Origin of the sequence: Phormidium pseudopriestleyi FRX01, assembly GCF_017313335.1 — a bacterium.
In the GTDB taxonomy this organism is placed as follows: Bacteria; Cyanobacteriota; Cyanobacteriia; order Cyanobacteriales; family Laspinemataceae; genus Laspinema; species Laspinema pseudopriestleyi.
In genome coordinates this window covers 1-16,371 of record NZ_JAFLQW010000392.1, presented here as the reverse complement: position 1 = coordinate 16,371, position 16,371 = coordinate 1, and the positions used below count along the sequence as shown (strand labels likewise).

The following is a 16,371-nucleotide window of genomic DNA, read 5'->3' as shown; positions in this document are numbered from 1 at the left end:
TTGGTCATTGGTCGTTGGTCGTCATGACTTGCTGTCGTTCTCCCCGTTTGTAGTAACGACTGAAGTCGTTATCAGGGTTTCCGGCAATTCACAGTCATCCCGATCGCCCCCAAAAGTTCAAAACCCCTCACCCAGTAGCGTCCCTATTTCCACTAAGATAGAAGCATCACCTTCAAAAAAATTTAATATTTATGTGGCCTCGCATCAAATCCATCCTTTCTAACCTGCTGCTTCTCCTTTCTCTTGTAGCATTCCTAATTTTAGGAGAAAGTGGCTTAACGGCCCAACCCGCTTGGGCGGAAATACGCCAAATCGAGGAAGCGCCAGGTCAACTCCTGTATCAATCTCGAAATAGTTTACGAGACCCTGCCGGGTATTCTTGGCAAGTGGTACTCTTTAAACAAGTTAAAGACGCAACCGTGAGGGGAATCAATCTCCGATTAGTGGGATTTCCAGGAGTGGCCGACTTTTCCCATCCCAAACCGCTTCAGATTAAAATAGAGACAGGGGAAATTTTCACGGCAGAAGATGAGTTTGCGGACAAGTCTCCCGCCCCAAATGTGGGGCAGTACGATTTTAAATCAGTGCTGTTGAAACTGCCAGTGAATCAGCGAATTGTACTCCTTTTACCGATCGCAGATGATAGAACGATCGCATTGCAGATCCCACCTTCTATCATCCTCGAATGGCAAACCCTCGCCCAAAATTAAATCGTCTTTCCACTCTTCACTTCTGGAGTGCTTTGTTAACCCAAATGAACGCAACTCAAACTTTTTCATCCGTATATGGACCCGTTTCTTCTTGGCGGTATGGCCGATCGCTGGGGATTGACCCCATTGGCAGTATTTCCACCTGTTCCTTTAATTGTGTTTACTGCCAACTGGGAGAAATTGAACAGAAAACTGGCGATCGCGCCATTTATATTCCCACAGAACAAATCCTCGATGAACTTGAAGCGTTTGCGCCTTGGGATGTGGATGTAATTACCCTCAGTGGCAGTGGGGAACCGACCTTAGCTTTGAATTTAGGGGAAATTTTGCAGGGAATCGCCGATCGCACCCATCGGCCTACATTAGTGCTAACCAATGGGACAAGCTTGGGGGATGCGGAAGTTCGGAATGCCTTGGCGATCGCCGACCGGGTTTCCATTAAACTTGATGCCATATCGGAACGCCGATTTCAAGGAGTAAATCGCCCGATTGAGGGGATCAATTTGGCGGATATTTGGGCAGGAATTGAGCAGTTTTGTCAAGATTATCCGGGAGAAATTGGCATTCAAACCATGCTGTTATCCCCCTGGGATACTCAGACAAAAGCGGAATATATTTCCCGGATGCGATCGCTGGGGGTAGATGAAATTCAACTGAATACTCCTACCCGTCCCAAACCCGTAAACCGGCAGTTGGATGGACGGGGAAATCATGACCCCCAGGAATCTCGCCCCTATCCGGTGCAGATTTTGCCCTGTCTCAATCCCGAGGTTTTACAAAACTTTGCCAGGGAGATTGCGGAGGCGACGGGAATTGCTGTGCGATGTGCTCCGGCGTAATTGGGAGAGGCGATCGCACAGCAATCACAAACATTTTCATCATTTTATGATGACTGGATCAGGGCGATCGGTCAATACAATCAGGTAGCGCTTCATGTTTTCCCTTGAACTCATCACATTCCAGGGAAACTGAATTGACGGAATTTCCCACAGTTATATAGCCAGTCTTGCAGCAGTTTGACACCTCACCCCCGTCCCCCTTCGACCCTTCGACCCTTCGACCCTTCGACCCTTCGACCCTTCGACCCTTCGACCCTTCCACCCTTCGACCCTTCGACCCGCTCAGGGCTCAGGACAGGCTTCGACCCTTCGACCCTTCGACCCTTCGACCCCCTTCGACCCCCTTCGACCCTTCGACTGGCTCAGGGCTCAGGACAGGCTTCGACTGGCTCAGGGCTCAGGACAGGCTTCTAGTGAGTTCATCGAACTATGGCTCAGGGCTCAGGGCTCAGGGCTCAGGGCTCAGGGCTCAGGGCTCAGGGCTCAGGGCTCAGGGCTCAGGGCTCAGGGCTCAGGGCTCAGGGCTCAGGACAGGCCTCTCCCGCTTTGGGCCGCCGACGGTTGGGGGCCGCCGACGTCCATTCGCCTAATCATTTAGAACCGCTATAGACAATTCAATGATACCCTAAACTCAATCATCCCTTGAGATCACTGAATTTATGAGCCTGATTCCAGGGTATTCCCAAATCCAGGAAATTCAATCCGGCCTGAGAACGGTCATTTACCGCGCCTATAGTAAACGGACGCAACAACCCGTTATTATTAAAATCCTGAAAGCAGAATTTCCGCAAGCTCAAGATATTGCCCGATTTAAGCATGAATATGAAATAATCAGTGCCCTGAATATTTCAGGCATTGTCAAACCTTACAGTTTAGAAAACTATCAAAATGGTCTGGCCTTAGTTTTAGAGGATTTTGGAGGCTATTCCCTCAAAATCTATCGAGAAAACCAGGACATTGACCTCACTGAATTTTTACAAATTGGGATTCAAATCGCGACGACTTTAGCACAACTCCATCATAACCAGATTGTTCATAAAGATATTAAACCGCATAATATTATTATTAATTCGGGGACTGGAGAGGTCAAGATTGCCGATTTTAGCATTGCGTTTTCTGGGATGAAAGATACTCAGGGGATGATTTCAGTCGATGCGATTGAAGGGACTCTGGCTTATATGTCCCCAGAACAAACGGGGAGAATGAATCGGGCGATCGACTATCGCACGGATTTATATTCTTTAGGGATTACCTTTTATGAACTGCTGACGGGACAGCTACCTTTTCAAGCAAAAACCCCGTTAGAATGGGTTCATCAACATATTGCTAGAAAACCCATTTATCCGGATTTTATTAACACTGAAATTCCTCCGGTCCTCTCGGAAATTGTGATGAAATTAATCGCAAAAACACCCGAAGACCGCTATCAAAGTGCCTGGGGTGTGAAGGTGGATTTGGAAATTTGCCTGAACCAATTGCAAACTAAAGGCAGCATTGATTCATTTCTTATCGCCCAAAGCGATCGCACGGGAAAAATTGCCAGTCCCCGCAAAATTTACGGACGCGATCGGGAAATTGCGATTCTCCAGTCTACCTTCACTCGCACCAGTCAAGGTTCTCGGGAAACTCTCTTAATTGCTGGACATTCGGGCATTGGTAAATCCGCTTTAGTGCGACAACTTCAGCCTTGGATCCGACAACATAACGGGTATTTTATTTCAGGTAAGTTCGATCGCTATAAACAAAATATTCCCTACCGGGCGCTACTGAGTGCCTTTCGAGAATTAATTCGCCAACGGTTAACGGAACCCCAAGACATCCTGGAAGAGTTTACTGAAACACTCCAAAAAGCGTTAGGCACAAATGGTAAAATCATTGCTGATGTGATTCCGGAAATTGAACTGGTAATCGGTGAACAACCGGCTGTTTTTGAGCTATCTCCGACGGAATCTCAATCGAGATTTCATCGGACTTTTAAAGCATTTGTGGAAGTTTTTACTCAAGGGAAACATCCCCTATGTTTGTTTTTAGATGATTTGCAATGGGCGGATTCGGCTTCATTAAAATTAATTCAGCTTCTGATGACTGAACCCGAGAGCAAATATCTACTCCTGGTGGGGACTTATCGATCCAATGAGGTGGATGCTACTCATGGATTAATTTCTACCCTGAATCAAATGCAAAACAACGGGGCTGTGGTAAATGCTATCCCGTTGAGAGGATTGGAACTTGAGGATATCCAGGACCTCTTCAGCGATATCCTGAATGGGGTGGGCGATCGCATCGCACCTCTGGCTCAATTTATTTACAATAAAACCGATGGGAATCCCTTCTTTTCTCTTCAATTACTCCAGTCTTTAGTCCAGGATAATTTATTAACTTTTGATTTTGAACAGGGCGAGTGGCAGTGGGAAATCCATCGCCTCCAAGGGACAGAAATTACCGATGATGTCATCGAACTCACTCTCACCCAAATTCAGAAGCTGCCAGAACCGACTCAAGCGCTTTTAAACTTAGCGGCTTGTATTGGCAATCGCTTCGATTTAAACTTTCTCACCTGGGTTAATGAAGGCCAAATATCTGACACAATTAAGCAATTATATCCCGCCCTCCAGGAAGGGTTAATTTTTCCCATCAGTGAACCAGAAATCATTCCTGAAATTGTCCAAGATGTAGAGAGTTCGGTCTTAATCGATGTGGAAGCGATCGAAACTTCCTACAAATTTATTCACGATCGCGTCCAACAAGCCGCTTATTCCCTGATTCCTGAAGAACAAAAGAAAACTATTCATTTAAAAATTGGGCGGTTGCTTTTGCAAAATGTCCAGGGTGTGGACTTAGAAAACAAACTATTCGATATCGTCGAACATCTCAATTTGGGTTATGAACTAATCAGCGATCGGGCCGAACTCTGCAACTTAGCCCAACTCAATTTAACCACAGGTCAAAAAGCAAAAGCGGCAACCGCTTATGAACAAGCCCTGAGATATTTTAATTTTGGCCTACAACGCTTGGGTGAATTCGGTTGGCAGGAAGAGTATGAACTCACCCTCAACTTGTCCATTGCTGCTATAGAAACTGAATATTTGCAAGGACATTTTAATCAAGTCGATGAACTTTATGAAGCAGTTTTTGAAAAGGCAAGAACTTTATTAGATAAAATTAAACTTTATGAATTAAATATTCAAATTAATGTTGCTAAAAATCAGCCAAAATTAGCCTTAAAAACTGGAATAAAAGTTTTAAAACTGCTGGGAGTAGCCCTACCCACTCAAGATAAAGCGATTCGCTCTTATGCTAATCAACTCTTTCAAGAACTCCCCCAAGATAGTCATCAAATTGAAGCCTTAGCCAACTTGCCCGTGATGACTGATCCGCATAAAATCGCAGCAATGAGGGTACTGATGACCATGACTCCTGCTGCTCATCTCATCAGTCCGGCTTTATTACCATCGGTTGTTTTTACGATGGTTAAACTCTCAATTGAATGGGGCAACTCCCCCCTCGCCGCTTATGCTTATGGCATTTATGCCATGTTGTTATGCGGAATGCATTTAAAAATTGAAGCAGCCCATCAATTTGGGCAATTATCTCTGCGGGTTCTCAATCAGTTTAATGCTCCTGAATTAAAAACTAAAGTCAATTTACTCTACAATGTTTTTGTTAAAAAATACAAATTCCCAACTATTTTATCTCTTCAAAACCTAGAGGATAATATCCAAACAGGTCTGGATACGGGGGATATAGAATATGGCTTTTATAGCGCCCTTCATTATGCCAATTTTATGTTTTTTATGGGTGAGTCCTTAGAGGTCATCAACCAGAAACAACAACAGTATCTGGATGAAATGCAGAAGCTGCAACTCGAATTTCATGTTTCTTATATTCAAATCTGGCGACAAATGGTACTCAATTTGCAGGGAGAATCAGCGGAACCTTGTGAGTTGGTGGGAAACAGCTTTAATGAAAGAGAAACCCTAGGGCTATGGATTGAACAAAATCAAATGATGTTACTGTTTGGGGCTTCTTTTTGTAAAACATTTTTATGTTATCTATTCCAAGACTATTCCCAAGCGGTTCAATCGGGAAAATCAGCAGAAAAATACGGAAAACAAGGAGCTGCTTTACCCTATTGGTCTGAACATAATTTTTATTATTCTTTGTCTCTGTTGGCCGATTGCGATCGCCTCGACAAACGGGCCAGACAAACCACACTCCGGAAAGTCACAGAACACCAAAAACAGATGCAACAGTGGGCCGAATTTTCCCCCACGAATTTCCGACACAAATATGACCTAGTAGAGGCAGAAAAAGCCCAGGTGAAAGGACAAACCCTGCTTGCAATGGAGTATTATGACCGCGCCATTCAAGGGGCTAAAAAATATCGATATCTCCAGGAAGAAGCGATCGCCTACGAACGCGCCGCCCTCTTTTATTCTCACCTCGGGCGCGATGAAATCGCCCAAACCTATTTAAAAAAAGCCCATTATAGTTATGGACGTTGGGGTGCAACCGCGAAAATTAAAGCCCTAGAAGCAAAATATCCAATGGGGATGTTGCAATCGACTCCCCTAGATGAATATGCCAATTTCAGCCAGATGACCAGTACCTCCACCTCCACCAGTACCAGTGCTCATAATCGCGGGTTAGATTTAGCCAGTGCCCTCAAAGCATCCCAGGCGATCGCCTCAGAAATCGTTTTATCCAAGCTGATTGAAACCTTGATGACCATTCTCCTGGAAAATGCCGGTGCTCAAACCGCTTGCCTCATCTTAAAACACAACGGCAAACTCGGATTAAAAGCAACCGCTTCCGTAGAAACTCCTGAAGTCATCCTCCACGACTATACCCCACTCACCCAGGATTTAATCCTGCCGTTATCTACTATTAATTATGTAATCCGAACCCAACAAAGCCTCGTTTTAAATGATGCCCGCTATGAACTCACCTTTAGCACCGACCCCTATATTCTTAAAAATCAGCCTAAATCTATTTTATGTACCCCCATCCTCGATCGCGGACAAGCGATCGGGCTACTTTATTTAGAAAATAATAGTGCCAAAAGCGCCTTTACCTCCGAACGCCTAGAATTTTTAACCGTCCTCTCTTCCCAACTCGCTATTTCCCTAGAAAATTCCCTGCTTTATGCCAATTTAACCGCCGCCAGTGAAGAATTAAAACGCGCCAACGAGCAACTAGAAGAAGCAAACCAAACCCTAGAACTGAGAGTGCAAGCGCGCACCCAACAACTCAAAGATAAAAATCAGCGCTTAAAACACGCCATGCAGGAACTAAAACAGACTCAGACTCAACTGATTCAAACTGAAAAAATGTCGAGTCTCGGCCAAATGATAGCCGGAATTGCTCACGAAATTAACAATCCCGTTAACTTTGTCTATGGAAACATTACCCATGTCGGGGAATATATCCAAGATTTACTCCACTTAATCGAACTGTATCAAGAACACGCACCGGAAACTCCCCAGGATATTCAACAAGAAATCGAGGCGATCGACCTTGATTTTATTTTAACCGATTTGCCTAAATTGCTCTCTTCTATGAAAATTGGTGCCGAACGAATTCGGTCCATTGTCCTCTCCTTGCGGAATTTTTCGCGCCTGGATGAAAGCGAAATGAAACAAGTAGATATTCATGAAGGGATTGAGAGTACCCTACTCATTTTGCAACATCGCCTCAAAGGAAATCCGGGACATTGCGCCATTGAAATCATCAAAAACTATGGTGAACTCTCCCAAGTCGAATGTTTTCCAGGACAGCTAAATCAAGTGTTGATGAATCTATTAGCCAATGCGGTTGATGCTTTAGAATGCTATCGAAAAGAGAATGCAGAGGCGGGATTATTTGAACTACAGGGGAACTCGGAATCCAGTTCTCGCCGGTCCCCAACGATTCAGATTCACACGACAAAAGTCAGTCCGAATTCCGTCTCGATTCGGATTGCCGATAATGGACCGGGTATTCCCCAAGCGTTCCAAAAACGCTTGTTTGACCCCTTTTTCACCACGAAACCCGTGGGGAGTGGTACGGGGTTAGGGTTAGCCATTTGCTATCAAATTATTGTGGAAAAACATGGGGGTCAAATTAGCTGTAGTTCCGAACCCCCCGAAGGCGCAGAATTCACCCTAGAAATTCCGATTAAGCAACCCCTACATCGTCGAGTGGAGTCATAATTGGACCCCATTGGGCAATCGGTATTTAAAAACCCGATCGCCTCTTTTTAATAGCGTGGACCCTCATCCAGATTTACATCTGCAGCAGGGGAGACTTCCTCTGGTAACTTAGCGATTTCTTAAATCGTTTGTAATGGTGCTCGATGGTAAGTCTTGACCAAATCTCGCAGGGTTTCATATTCCGTCGTCATGCCAAAGGTAGCGGGAGTCACCGGGTCCTTATAGGTAAAATGGCGATAAGTTAGACAGAATCTATCCCAAGACGACATCTCAATTTTGAAAATCTTGATAAATAGATCGATGAGAAACCCAGTTAGGGGAATGCGGAAGATAATATTTTTGTTTAGGGTAGCGCAGATTTCTTCTATAGCGCGGTCAACCGTGACTGCTGGATTTCCTAACACAAAAGGTCCGGCGGGTTCGGGTGGATTGTCTACCAGATGAACCACCACTTTGGCAATATCGCGAGCATGAATGAAGTGAAAGCTACCTTCGGCTTTAAAGAAGCGAATCAGATTCATTCGTTTGAGGATTTCTGGCATTCCTGCCGCAACGTGGGAGTAAGGTTTGTTCTCATCTCCCCCAAAGACTAGGGTTGGATATAAGGTGGTAATGCGTGAGGCGATCGGTAAGCGAGTGAAGCGGCGCACACAGTCAAATTTAGAACGGATGTATTCCGTTCCCATTTGTCCAGATTCTTTGAGTAATTCGTTATTTCTATCCAGAATACTGGCGGTGGAAAAATAGATGGCCTGTTCACAAACCTCGGGGTCTAAAAGCTCTAACAGTCGCAGGGTTTTGTGAACATTAACATCAAAAACTTCCTGCGCGCCTCCCCAGGCAGTGGCGACTAAAATCGCCGTATCCATTGTTTTGAGAAGATCCCCATACTTATCAATCTGGCGCATATCCGCCTGGACGATGGAAATACCCGGACGAGCTTCTAGGTCAAGTCTGAGTTTGTCCGGGTTTCTGACCAACAGAAACAGTTCATGGTCAGTTTCTTGAATTAAAGCCTCGGTCAGGTAGTGACCAATACAGCCACTTGCGCCGGTTATGAAAACACGCTTTTTGGGTCGATAGTAATTTGAATACACTGGAGGTATGGCGGCTAGGGTGGTGTGGTCGCGTCAGATTGTCGAACGTAGAGTTTAGATTTTAGAGCGTTTTTTGTGAAAAAGGATAGTCCCTAGAGGGGGTTTGACCCCTTCCCTTTCCGAGAAAGGGGCCGTTAGGACTGGGGTGCTATACCTGTAGGGTGGGCAATGCCCACCTGACACTACATTTAGGATGGCGACCCTAAGCCGAGGGTAATTCCTTTGGGGATTAGCTATGAACCGCCAATAATTTATCCGCTTGCTTTGCCGTTTCAAAGAAGAATGCCACATTTTCCTCGGGGGTGCCTTGTAAAACACCATGACCCAGATTCAAGATATGACCTTGGTTTCCAGCTTTGCGAATCGTATCGAGGATGCGATCGCGGATAAAATCATGGGACCCAAATAAGGCACAGGGGTCAATATTTCCTTGTACACCAATATTTGCACCCAGTCGCTTGCGCGCCTCAGCCATATCTACAGTCCAATCTAAGCTCACGATATCGACGCCGGACATTGCCATCCGTTCCAGAATCCCTGAACTGCCATTAATGTACAGAATCATCGGGGTTTCCGGGTGTGCTGCCTTCACCTGTTCCACCACCCGTTTTTGATACGGCATGGCAAAGGTTTCGTAATCTTGGGGACTCAGTTGACCGGCCCAGGAGTCAAACATTTGGACCAATTGAGCACCGCAATCGATTTGGTAGCAGGCATAACGGGCGATCGCATCAGCAATTTTGCTCAAAAACGAATGCAACATCGCCGGTTCTCTAAAAGCCATCCCCTTAATCACGGTATAGTCCTTAGAAGACTTACCCTCGATCGCATAGGCAGCCAGAGTCCAGGGCGCACCCACAAACCCCAACACAGTCGAGGCAGTCCCCACTTCCTTGCGTAACGTCTCCAGAATTGGACGAATAAACGGCATCGTCTCCTCGGGTTCCAGGGGATACAGTTTATCAATCTGCTCCTGAGTCCGAATCGGGGGGTCGATAATCGGTCCCTTACTTTCGATAATGTCAAAAGGAATGCCAATTCCCGGCAAGGGAGTCAGGATATCCGAGAACAGAATCACCCCATCGGGTTGAAACGCCCGCCAGGGTTGCAGAGAGATTTCGATCGCAATCTCTGGATTTTCCGAGCGTTCCCGAAACGACGGGTATTTATCGCGCAGATCTCGATAAACCTTCATATAGCGCCCCGCTTGGCGCATCATCCAAACTGGGGGACGATCTAATTTTTCGCCACGCGCTGCTCTTAGGAGATAAGGAACTGGGCTAGAACCAGCCATTTAAACTTCACCTTAAATTTTACTTAAATGCCATTGTTCAGCTTACCATTCTGCGTCAATTATTTTTGTTTTTTTGCCGGGACTTTTAGAAAGGGTCAAGAGGGTTTGTGGGTTTCGCTCAATTCATTACCATATTTTGTCAACTTTTCAAAAATATTTAATATTTTGTAATGTTTTCTCTTCTTGACCCTAAATCCATTGCAGATTTGCAATATTTAAAATTGGAACAGAATCATACATCAGGATAAAAAGGGAAAGATTACGAGTAAAATGAGTCTTAGGCCATCACTAAGCTCATAATAATTAACCGTTAAGTTCGGCTTTTTGGGGACCAGATTACTTAAAATGTTTTATTTCTACAACTTTTAAATTATGATTCAATTACAATTATTCAAAACTTTAGAAAGTGCCAAACGGGGAAAAATGAACGCTGTGGCATTTATGGGTGGCATTCCTATTATGCCGGTTACAGTGAAAAATTTGTCGCCTCTGCCATTAACTACTTAAATCTAAATTCTACTCACATCCTCCTTTCCAAGGTTCAATCTGCAAGCCTCTGTGATTGTTAATTGAGAAAGTTGGAGCCTAATCAGCAGACCCAATCATCATCACAAGCTTTATTCCAGGGTATCTCGATGAGTTTAGGATAGAATACGAATGAAATCAACGCCAATAAAAAGAGGTGAATATGACCATCCAAATCACGATTGAACTACCGGAAGGAGCCTTTTCAGCCTTGGGAAGTAACCCCGATAGTTTTGCTCAACAAATGCGGTTAGCCGCCGCAGTCAAGTGGTATGAAGTGGGGATGATTACTCAGTCAAAAGCTGCGGAGATTGCTGGAGTCAGTCGCCATGAATTTTTGGAGGCACTTTTACGCTTTGAGGTTTCACCCTTTCAGGTGACTCCAGAGGAACTGGCAGAGGAATTAGCCCGTGAGTAGAAAATGGGTAATTAATGCCTCCCCTACAATTGCGCTGGCAAAGATTTCGCAGATCGGCTTACTTTCTAAACTTTGTAGCGAAATTGTGATTCCCCAGGGAGTTGTTCAGGAAATCGAATGCGGCCCGGAAAACGATCCGGCTAGAATTTGGCTTGCCGAGGGGGGTTCGGCATGGATTCGAGAAGTATCTCAGATAGATCCAGAAATTGCTAATTATAATCTGGGTCTTGGAGAAAGTGAAGTGATGGCATGGGCTTATCACCATGCAGGTTTTGAAGCCATTTTAGATGATCGAGCAGCTAAAAATGCTGCTCGAATGCTGGGAATTCCGGTTCGCGGTACGATCGGCATTATTTTACTTGCGAAGCAAGAAGGTCGAGTCTCCCAGGTGAAACCTCTATTATATCAATTAGTTCAGCAGGGGTTACGAGTCAGTCCATCGGTCCTGGAAGCCGCCTTAAAGCTGGTCAATGAATCGGGATAGAAGGAAGAGTCTGGCAGTGCGAAAAGAGTTTAGAGCAGATATTTAGGCGATCGCATCCTTACCGCTTTTAATCTTTGAGGGGTAGTTCTTCCAATCAGCTTCTATAGAGAGTCTTGCGTGTCATTTGTTATAGAGAAAGGGAGCAACGGGAATTGGAGTGCGAGCATCTTGCTCGCTATTTTTCTTTTCGTGCAAGATGCTCGCACTCCTAATAGCATAGGTACCGTGAGAGTCCGCAAACCGCTAGATATCCTCAGTCCCTGGGATATCTCCAAAGCCAGTGGAGGGAAAGAGGTAAACCTGTTTAGGCGATCGGGCAAAAGTTAGGCCAGTTATCGGAAATAGCATTAATCTATTGGGGCGATCGCCCCTTCTTTGACATGAGTCCAATCCAGGCAAAAATACTTGCCAGATCGAGGTTGTCGGGGGGTAGTGAATCTTGATGCGGGGAGGGGTCTCTCGGGAGTTTCCGAAGTTATGACTCTTATTTGTCGCAAAAACAACCAAAATTTATAAAAAATGCTAGTATTTGGGGGTTGACAAAGCTGGATTGCCCAGTCTATACTTCATAAATTCATCCTAATCAAGGAAAGTATTCTCTATATGGCAGGTAACCGATCTGAGTGGCCGTCCGACCTGGGGCCGACCCTAGCGAAAATAAGAAACAACGCAGGTCTCACGCAAGGTGATATTGAGACGGCTAGTGAACAGCCGGATGTTAGTCTCGCTCAAAGCCGGATCTCTCGCATTGAGAAGGGGACAGTCAACCCCTCAAAAAAAGAAATCAAGGACTATCTGGGTGCGATTGAGACAAAAGATGCCCTAGATTATGGTAAATTCCTCGATCAATCCTGGGAGAAGCTCCAGCGCCCTTCGTTCTGGAATCCACAGCGTGAAGACTTATGGAAAGCCGAGACTTGTCTACAAGAACTAAACCCATTAATCTCCCCCGACGCGCCTGATTATCTACGCTGTCAGGCTGAGATGCATCAAAAACGAATTCAGCAAGAAGCCGAATATTTGGGGTCTCTTAAACATTCCATTGCTTATGTAGGTTCTATTGGTGTTGGGAAGACAACAGCGATTTGCCATATCACAGGGCTGCTCATTCCTAAAGCCAAAAAATTTGCACTTAAAAATGCTCTTTCAGTCGCCGCTGGCCGTACAACTGTGTGTGAAGTTGGCATTAAAGTTGGAGAGAAGCTGGGCGTCCGAATTAAGCCCCAGACTCCGGAAGAGATTGATAAGTCAATAAATGATTTATGTGTCCAGTGTTTTTCAGAAAATCAAGAACAACAGGACCGTGAAAAAGCAGATCTGGGTGGAATCGTTCCTCTAGAAATAAAGCGGTTACTCTTGAATATGGCAGACTTAAATGATGAGGGTTTGTCAGAGTTGGTAAAATCTTGTAAAAGCCCAGATAGTTTAGTAGCAAAATTTAAGGAAAAACTAAGGCTCCAGGACAGGAAGCGAGAGGAAATCTGGTTTGAAGAGAAAAATTCAGACCCGACTGATATGGAATGGCTAAAAGAAACATTTAAGGCTATCAATTATGGAAATAACCCAGAAGTTACGGTTCCGAAGCAGATGGATGTTATCGTACCGGATCGAGTGTTCTCTGATTCTGTCTTTGAATTAGAAATCATTGATACCAGAGGTCTGGATAACGAAGGAACTACAATTCGCAGGGACATCATCGACTGTCTTGATAATCCCCGAACCCTTACGGTGTTATGTTCTAGTTTTAACGATGCACCCAGTTCTCAGATCTGCGATATCATCGAGAATCTGATTAACGAAGGTTCACAAAAAGTATTGCAAGAGCGAATGCTCATTCTATGTCTTCCTAAAAACGCTGAGGCTGAAGAAATTACCAATCCCGAAACCGGGGATTTTGTCGAATTAATAGAAGAGGCTTACGAGATAAAGAAGAAGGAAGTCCATAATAAGATCCGGCCAAGGCTAAAAGACTGCGACGAAAAGGATATTCCAGTTCTATTTTTTAATGCTCAAGCAGACGAGGACGATCCATCCGAAATATTTGATGATTTACTCAAAAAAATTGGTGATTTACGCAACAGGTCATGTAGTCGATTACGGGGGACGATCAATGCTAGCAATATTCTGATTCAAAATCAAAAAGAAGCAAATTCTGAAAAAGCGTATCAAAAAATTAGAGAATCGGTCAAGAACTTTTTGGATAAATCTAGTCAAAACCCATTGATATTATCGCCAAGTTATCGCTGTCTCATCAGGGAAATAGAAAAAAGTCACCAGAAAACAATTCTGGCAACGATGAGACGACGGGGGCGGTATGATAATCTTGATATTTATTTGCTTCTGGGAAAGGGAGCAAGAGAAGTAGCTTGGGTAGCTACTAATCCCCTATTTCATCGCTTTGAAGGGAGGATTGATGTCTTAAAAAGCGATGCGCTTGTTAAAGAATATGCAAAAGAATTTGTGGAGGAAATTTTAGTAAATTGGAAAATATGGCGCGAAGATTTCTTGTCTAGCACACAGGCATGGGGTGAGGAAATATTCAAAACGCCTTTATCGGATGATTATTTGCTCTGGTGGGAGTGTAATAAATACAAGGGTGGGTATAAAAAAGATGTTGTGAAAAAACTTGAGGATTGGTTTGACAAAAAACAGGATTTGCAAAACCATTTAAACCATCAGATTCAAGAAGCATGGGAGGAGAAGGTTCTGGAAAAGTTGGAAATGCTAGTCGATGATGGAATAGAACTAGAAGAGACCGATTGAAATTAGACATCGCTGAGAGGGGGCATCGCCCCCTTAACAGTCTAGTGCTGGTTTTTTCTCTTTTTTCGATTAAGGAAGAATCCAGATGTTATATGAGAAATTAACAAAAGAATGGATATTATCTTTAGAACGAGCAAACTCAAAAAAGAGTTTAACGATCGCCATCTCCTAGAAAAGCGCCAAGGCCAAATTAGAGCCAAACTCATTCAGAGAAGACTCGATGACCTCCGTGCAGTTGATATACTAGAAGATATGCGAAATCTTCCAGGGCGCTGTCACGAACTGCGGGGTAATCGTAGTGGATAGTTATCTTTAGATCTGGATGGCCCTTATCGCTTGATTTTTGAGCCTGCCAACGATCCAGTGCCTCAAAAACAGGATGGGGGACTCGACTGGTCTCAAGTCACTGCTGTTAGAATTATTGATGTGGAGGATACCCATCAATAATTTCAGAACCATGACCCAATCCATTATCAATCAATATCAACCCAATATGGTCTCGCCTCCAGGGGAAACTTTGCTGGAGACGTTGCAGGAACGCGCGATCGCAGTCGAAGAATTAGCCGCAAAAATGGGGATTTCAGAAATCGCGATCGCCTCCCTAATCAGCGGCAATGCACCCATTACCCCAGAAATTGCCCGACAGTTAGGGCAAATTTTAGGCATACCCGCTGATTTTTGGAATAATCGCGAACGCCATTATCGAGATTATTTAGCCCGATCGCAATCCCAGGCGATCGCAGATTAGCTTGGGTAGCAACCCGGTTTCTCCACCAAATCTCTGCTAAAACAGCAACAAATCTCGTCGAGAAACCGGCTTTTTATCCCTTTTATCGCCTACGGTATCGATACCCTACACTCCAGTTTGCTCAAAATCTTGGGCAGTTAGCTGGGTGAGTCCCTGGAGAATGGCAATCACTTTACCTCCACTGCTGATGGTGGTGACTCCCCCTTGGGACTGGATAGAGAGTTGACCCCAGGTTAAATTATCAGCTAAAGTGAGTTGATCAATGCCGGATTCAAAGTCGGCGATCGCCTTACTCCCTCGTCCATTCCCAAGTATAAAGCGATCGCTACCGCTACCGCCGATTAGGGTGTCATCTCCATCCCCGCCACAGAGGATATCATCACCCTGATCGCCCATCAGAATATCATTGCCGCTACCTCCGGCTAAAAAATCATTCCCCTTTCCACCGTGGATGGTGTCATCTCCTTCACCGCCGCAGATTGTATCTGAACCTGGGTTGCCATTGATGAAGTCATTTCCCGATCCGCCACCGATGTAGTCGTCTCCATCTTGATCCGCAAGGGAGGGGTCAGAGGGACCGCCGTAAATGGTATCATTTCCTGCATCGCCGATGAGGGTATCGTTGCCGCGATCGCCATACATTAGATCGTGATCTGCTCCACCCCAGGCGATATCATTACTCTGTCCACCGTAGATTGTATCATTGCCTTCATTGCCGCTGAGGTAATCATCTCCTTCATTGCCATAGAGGATATCCCCGCGATCGCTTTCTAGTATGGATTCAATCCAACTCCCACCAAAGATGGTATCACTCCCTTTATTGCCATAGAGGATATCACTACCGCGATCGCCCCAGATTAAGTCCTCATCCTTGCCACCATATACCGTATCATCCCCTTGACCGGCAAAGATAGTATCGTTCCCTTGGTTGCCGTGGAGTTCGTCACTGCCTTTGCCACCCTCTAGGCGATCGGCATCTCCCGGGGTATTTTCCGCTTCGCTTCCTATCCCCCCGCGTATTGTATCATTGCGATCGGCTCCATACAGATGATCATCCCCATCTTCGCCATACAATTGATCATCGCCACCGCTACCAAACAGCACATTATTCCCATTACCCCCAATTAACAGATCCCCATCCTCGCTGCCAATCACCATCGTCTCCGTTTGGTTATACCCCCCCACTGTCAAAAAGTTAGGTGACTCGGGAAGATTCATCTCGCAGCAAGGTTTCCCTTCTCCCCCATCGATGCCAGTTTCCAAAGGCAGGGATCCGTTACTTTCACCTCCCACAACCATCAC

General features: G+C 45.1%; 13 protein-coding genes. 10 read left to right on the top strand and 3 right to left on the bottom strand.

The features are described 5' to 3' along the window. The first annotated feature begins 191 nt into the window (after nt 1-191). The 3 genes from J0895_RS14810 (at nt 192) to J0895_RS14800 (ending at nt 7,740) form a co-directional block, all read left to right on the top strand. Nucleotides 192-710 (top strand): DUF3122 domain-containing protein, encoded by a 519-nt coding sequence (locus J0895_RS14810; RefSeq protein WP_207088833.1) that lies wholly within the window; start codon nt 192-194, stop codon nt 708-710. Between the two features lie 44 nt (nt 711-754). Beyond that, the gene (locus tag J0895_RS14805; RefSeq protein ID WP_207088832.1) at nt 755-1,549 is read left to right on the top strand and encodes a radical SAM protein; all 795 of its coding nucleotides are present in this window, start codon (nt 755-757) and stop codon (nt 1,547-1,549) included. Nucleotides 1,550-2,208: 659 nt separating this feature from the next. Continuing rightward, nucleotides 2,209-7,740 carry a trifunctional serine/threonine-protein kinase/ATP-binding protein/sensor histidine kinase gene (locus tag J0895_RS14800; protein ID WP_207088831.1) on the top strand — a complete coding sequence of 1,844 codons (5,532 nt, stop codon included), beginning with the start codon at nt 2,209-2,211 and terminating at the stop codon, nt 7,738-7,740. Nucleotides 7,741-7,859: 119 nt separating this feature from the next. On the opposite strand, the gene J0895_RS14795 is transcribed toward J0895_RS14800, so the two are convergent. After that, on the bottom strand, nt 7,860-8,837 hold the full coding sequence (locus J0895_RS14795) for an NAD-dependent epimerase/dehydratase family protein (RefSeq protein ID WP_340643522.1): 978 nt from the start codon (nt 8,835-8,837) through the stop codon (nt 7,860-7,862). Between the two features lie 229 nt (nt 8,838-9,066). Then, nucleotides 9,067-10,131 (bottom strand): uroporphyrinogen decarboxylase, encoded by a 1,065-nt coding sequence (gene hemE / locus J0895_RS14790; RefSeq protein ID WP_207088830.1) that lies wholly within the window; start codon nt 10,129-10,131, stop codon nt 9,067-9,069. A gap of 372 nt (nt 10,132-10,503) precedes the next feature. On the opposite strand from hemE, the gene J0895_RS26425 reads away from it, so the two are divergent. From J0895_RS26425 to J0895_RS14760, 7 genes are all read left to right on the top strand, one after another. After that, the gene (locus J0895_RS26425; protein ID WP_277989848.1) at nt 10,504-10,638 is read left to right on the top strand and encodes a hypothetical protein; all 135 of its coding nucleotides are present in this window, start codon (nt 10,504-10,506) and stop codon (nt 10,636-10,638) included. 181 nt (nt 10,639-10,819) lie between these two features. After that, the gene (locus J0895_RS14785; RefSeq protein ID WP_207088829.1) at nt 10,820-11,074 is read left to right on the top strand and encodes a UPF0175 family protein; all 255 of its coding nucleotides are present in this window, start codon (nt 10,820-10,822) and stop codon (nt 11,072-11,074) included. After that, a complete protein-coding gene (locus J0895_RS26765) occupies nt 11,067-11,558 on the top strand; it encodes a PIN domain-containing protein (protein WP_207088828.1) in 492 nt (163 codons plus the stop codon). Before J0895_RS14785 ends, J0895_RS26765 begins: the two co-directional genes overlap by 8 nt. Before the next feature lie 168 nt (nt 11,559-11,726). After that, a complete protein-coding gene (locus J0895_RS14775) occupies nt 11,727-11,885 on the top strand; it encodes a hypothetical protein (protein ID WP_207088827.1) in 159 nt (52 codons plus the stop codon). 276 nt (nt 11,886-12,161) lie between these two features. Next, nucleotides 12,162-14,321 (top strand): helix-turn-helix domain-containing protein, encoded by a 2,160-nt coding sequence (locus tag J0895_RS14770; protein WP_207088826.1) that lies wholly within the window; start codon nt 12,162-12,164, stop codon nt 14,319-14,321. 111 nt (nt 14,322-14,432) lie between these two features. After that, nucleotides 14,433-14,627: a hypothetical protein gene (locus tag J0895_RS14765; protein WP_207088825.1), complete on the top strand. Its 195-nt coding sequence runs from the start codon at nt 14,433-14,435 to the stop codon at nt 14,625-14,627. A 151-nt stretch (nt 14,628-14,778) separates the two neighbouring features. Further along, nucleotides 14,779-15,069 carry a helix-turn-helix transcriptional regulator gene (locus tag J0895_RS14760; protein ID WP_207088824.1) on the top strand — a complete coding sequence of 97 codons (291 nt, stop codon included), beginning with the start codon at nt 14,779-14,781 and terminating at the stop codon, nt 15,067-15,069. A 105-nt stretch (nt 15,070-15,174) separates the two neighbouring features. Here the strand turns inward: J0895_RS14760 and J0895_RS14755 are convergent. Then, a partial coding sequence (locus tag J0895_RS14755) for a calcium-binding protein (protein ID WP_277989847.1) occupies nt 15,175-16,371 on the bottom strand: 1,197 nt, incomplete at its 5' end.

Excerpts from the sequence above, each read along its gene's own strand:
- J0895_RS14810 (WP_207088833.1), top strand. The coding sequence starts at position 192 with ATGTGGCCTCGCATCAAATCCATCCTTTCTAACCTGCTGCTTCTCCTT.
- J0895_RS14805 (WP_207088832.1), top strand. The coding sequence starts at position 755 with ATGAACGCAACTCAAACTTTTTCATCCGTATATGGACCCGTTTCTTCT.
- J0895_RS14800 (WP_207088831.1), top strand. The coding sequence starts at position 2,209 with ATGAGCCTGATTCCAGGGTATTCCCAAATCCAGGAAATTCAATCCGGC.
- hemE (WP_207088830.1), bottom strand. The coding sequence starts at position 10,131 with ATGGCTGGTTCTAGCCCAGTTCCTTATCTCCTAAGAGCAGCGCGTGGC.
- J0895_RS26425 (WP_277989848.1), top strand. The coding sequence starts at position 10,504 with ATGATTCAATTACAATTATTCAAAACTTTAGAAAGTGCCAAACGGGGA.
- J0895_RS14785 (WP_207088829.1), top strand. The coding sequence starts at position 10,820 with ATGACCATCCAAATCACGATTGAACTACCGGAAGGAGCCTTTTCAGCC.
- J0895_RS14770 (WP_207088826.1), top strand. The coding sequence starts at position 12,162 with ATGGCAGGTAACCGATCTGAGTGGCCGTCCGACCTGGGGCCGACCCTA.
- J0895_RS14765 (WP_207088825.1), top strand. The coding sequence starts at position 14,433 with ATGGATATTATCTTTAGAACGAGCAAACTCAAAAAAGAGTTTAACGAT.
- J0895_RS14760 (WP_207088824.1), top strand. The coding sequence starts at position 14,779 with ATGACCCAATCCATTATCAATCAATATCAACCCAATATGGTCTCGCCT.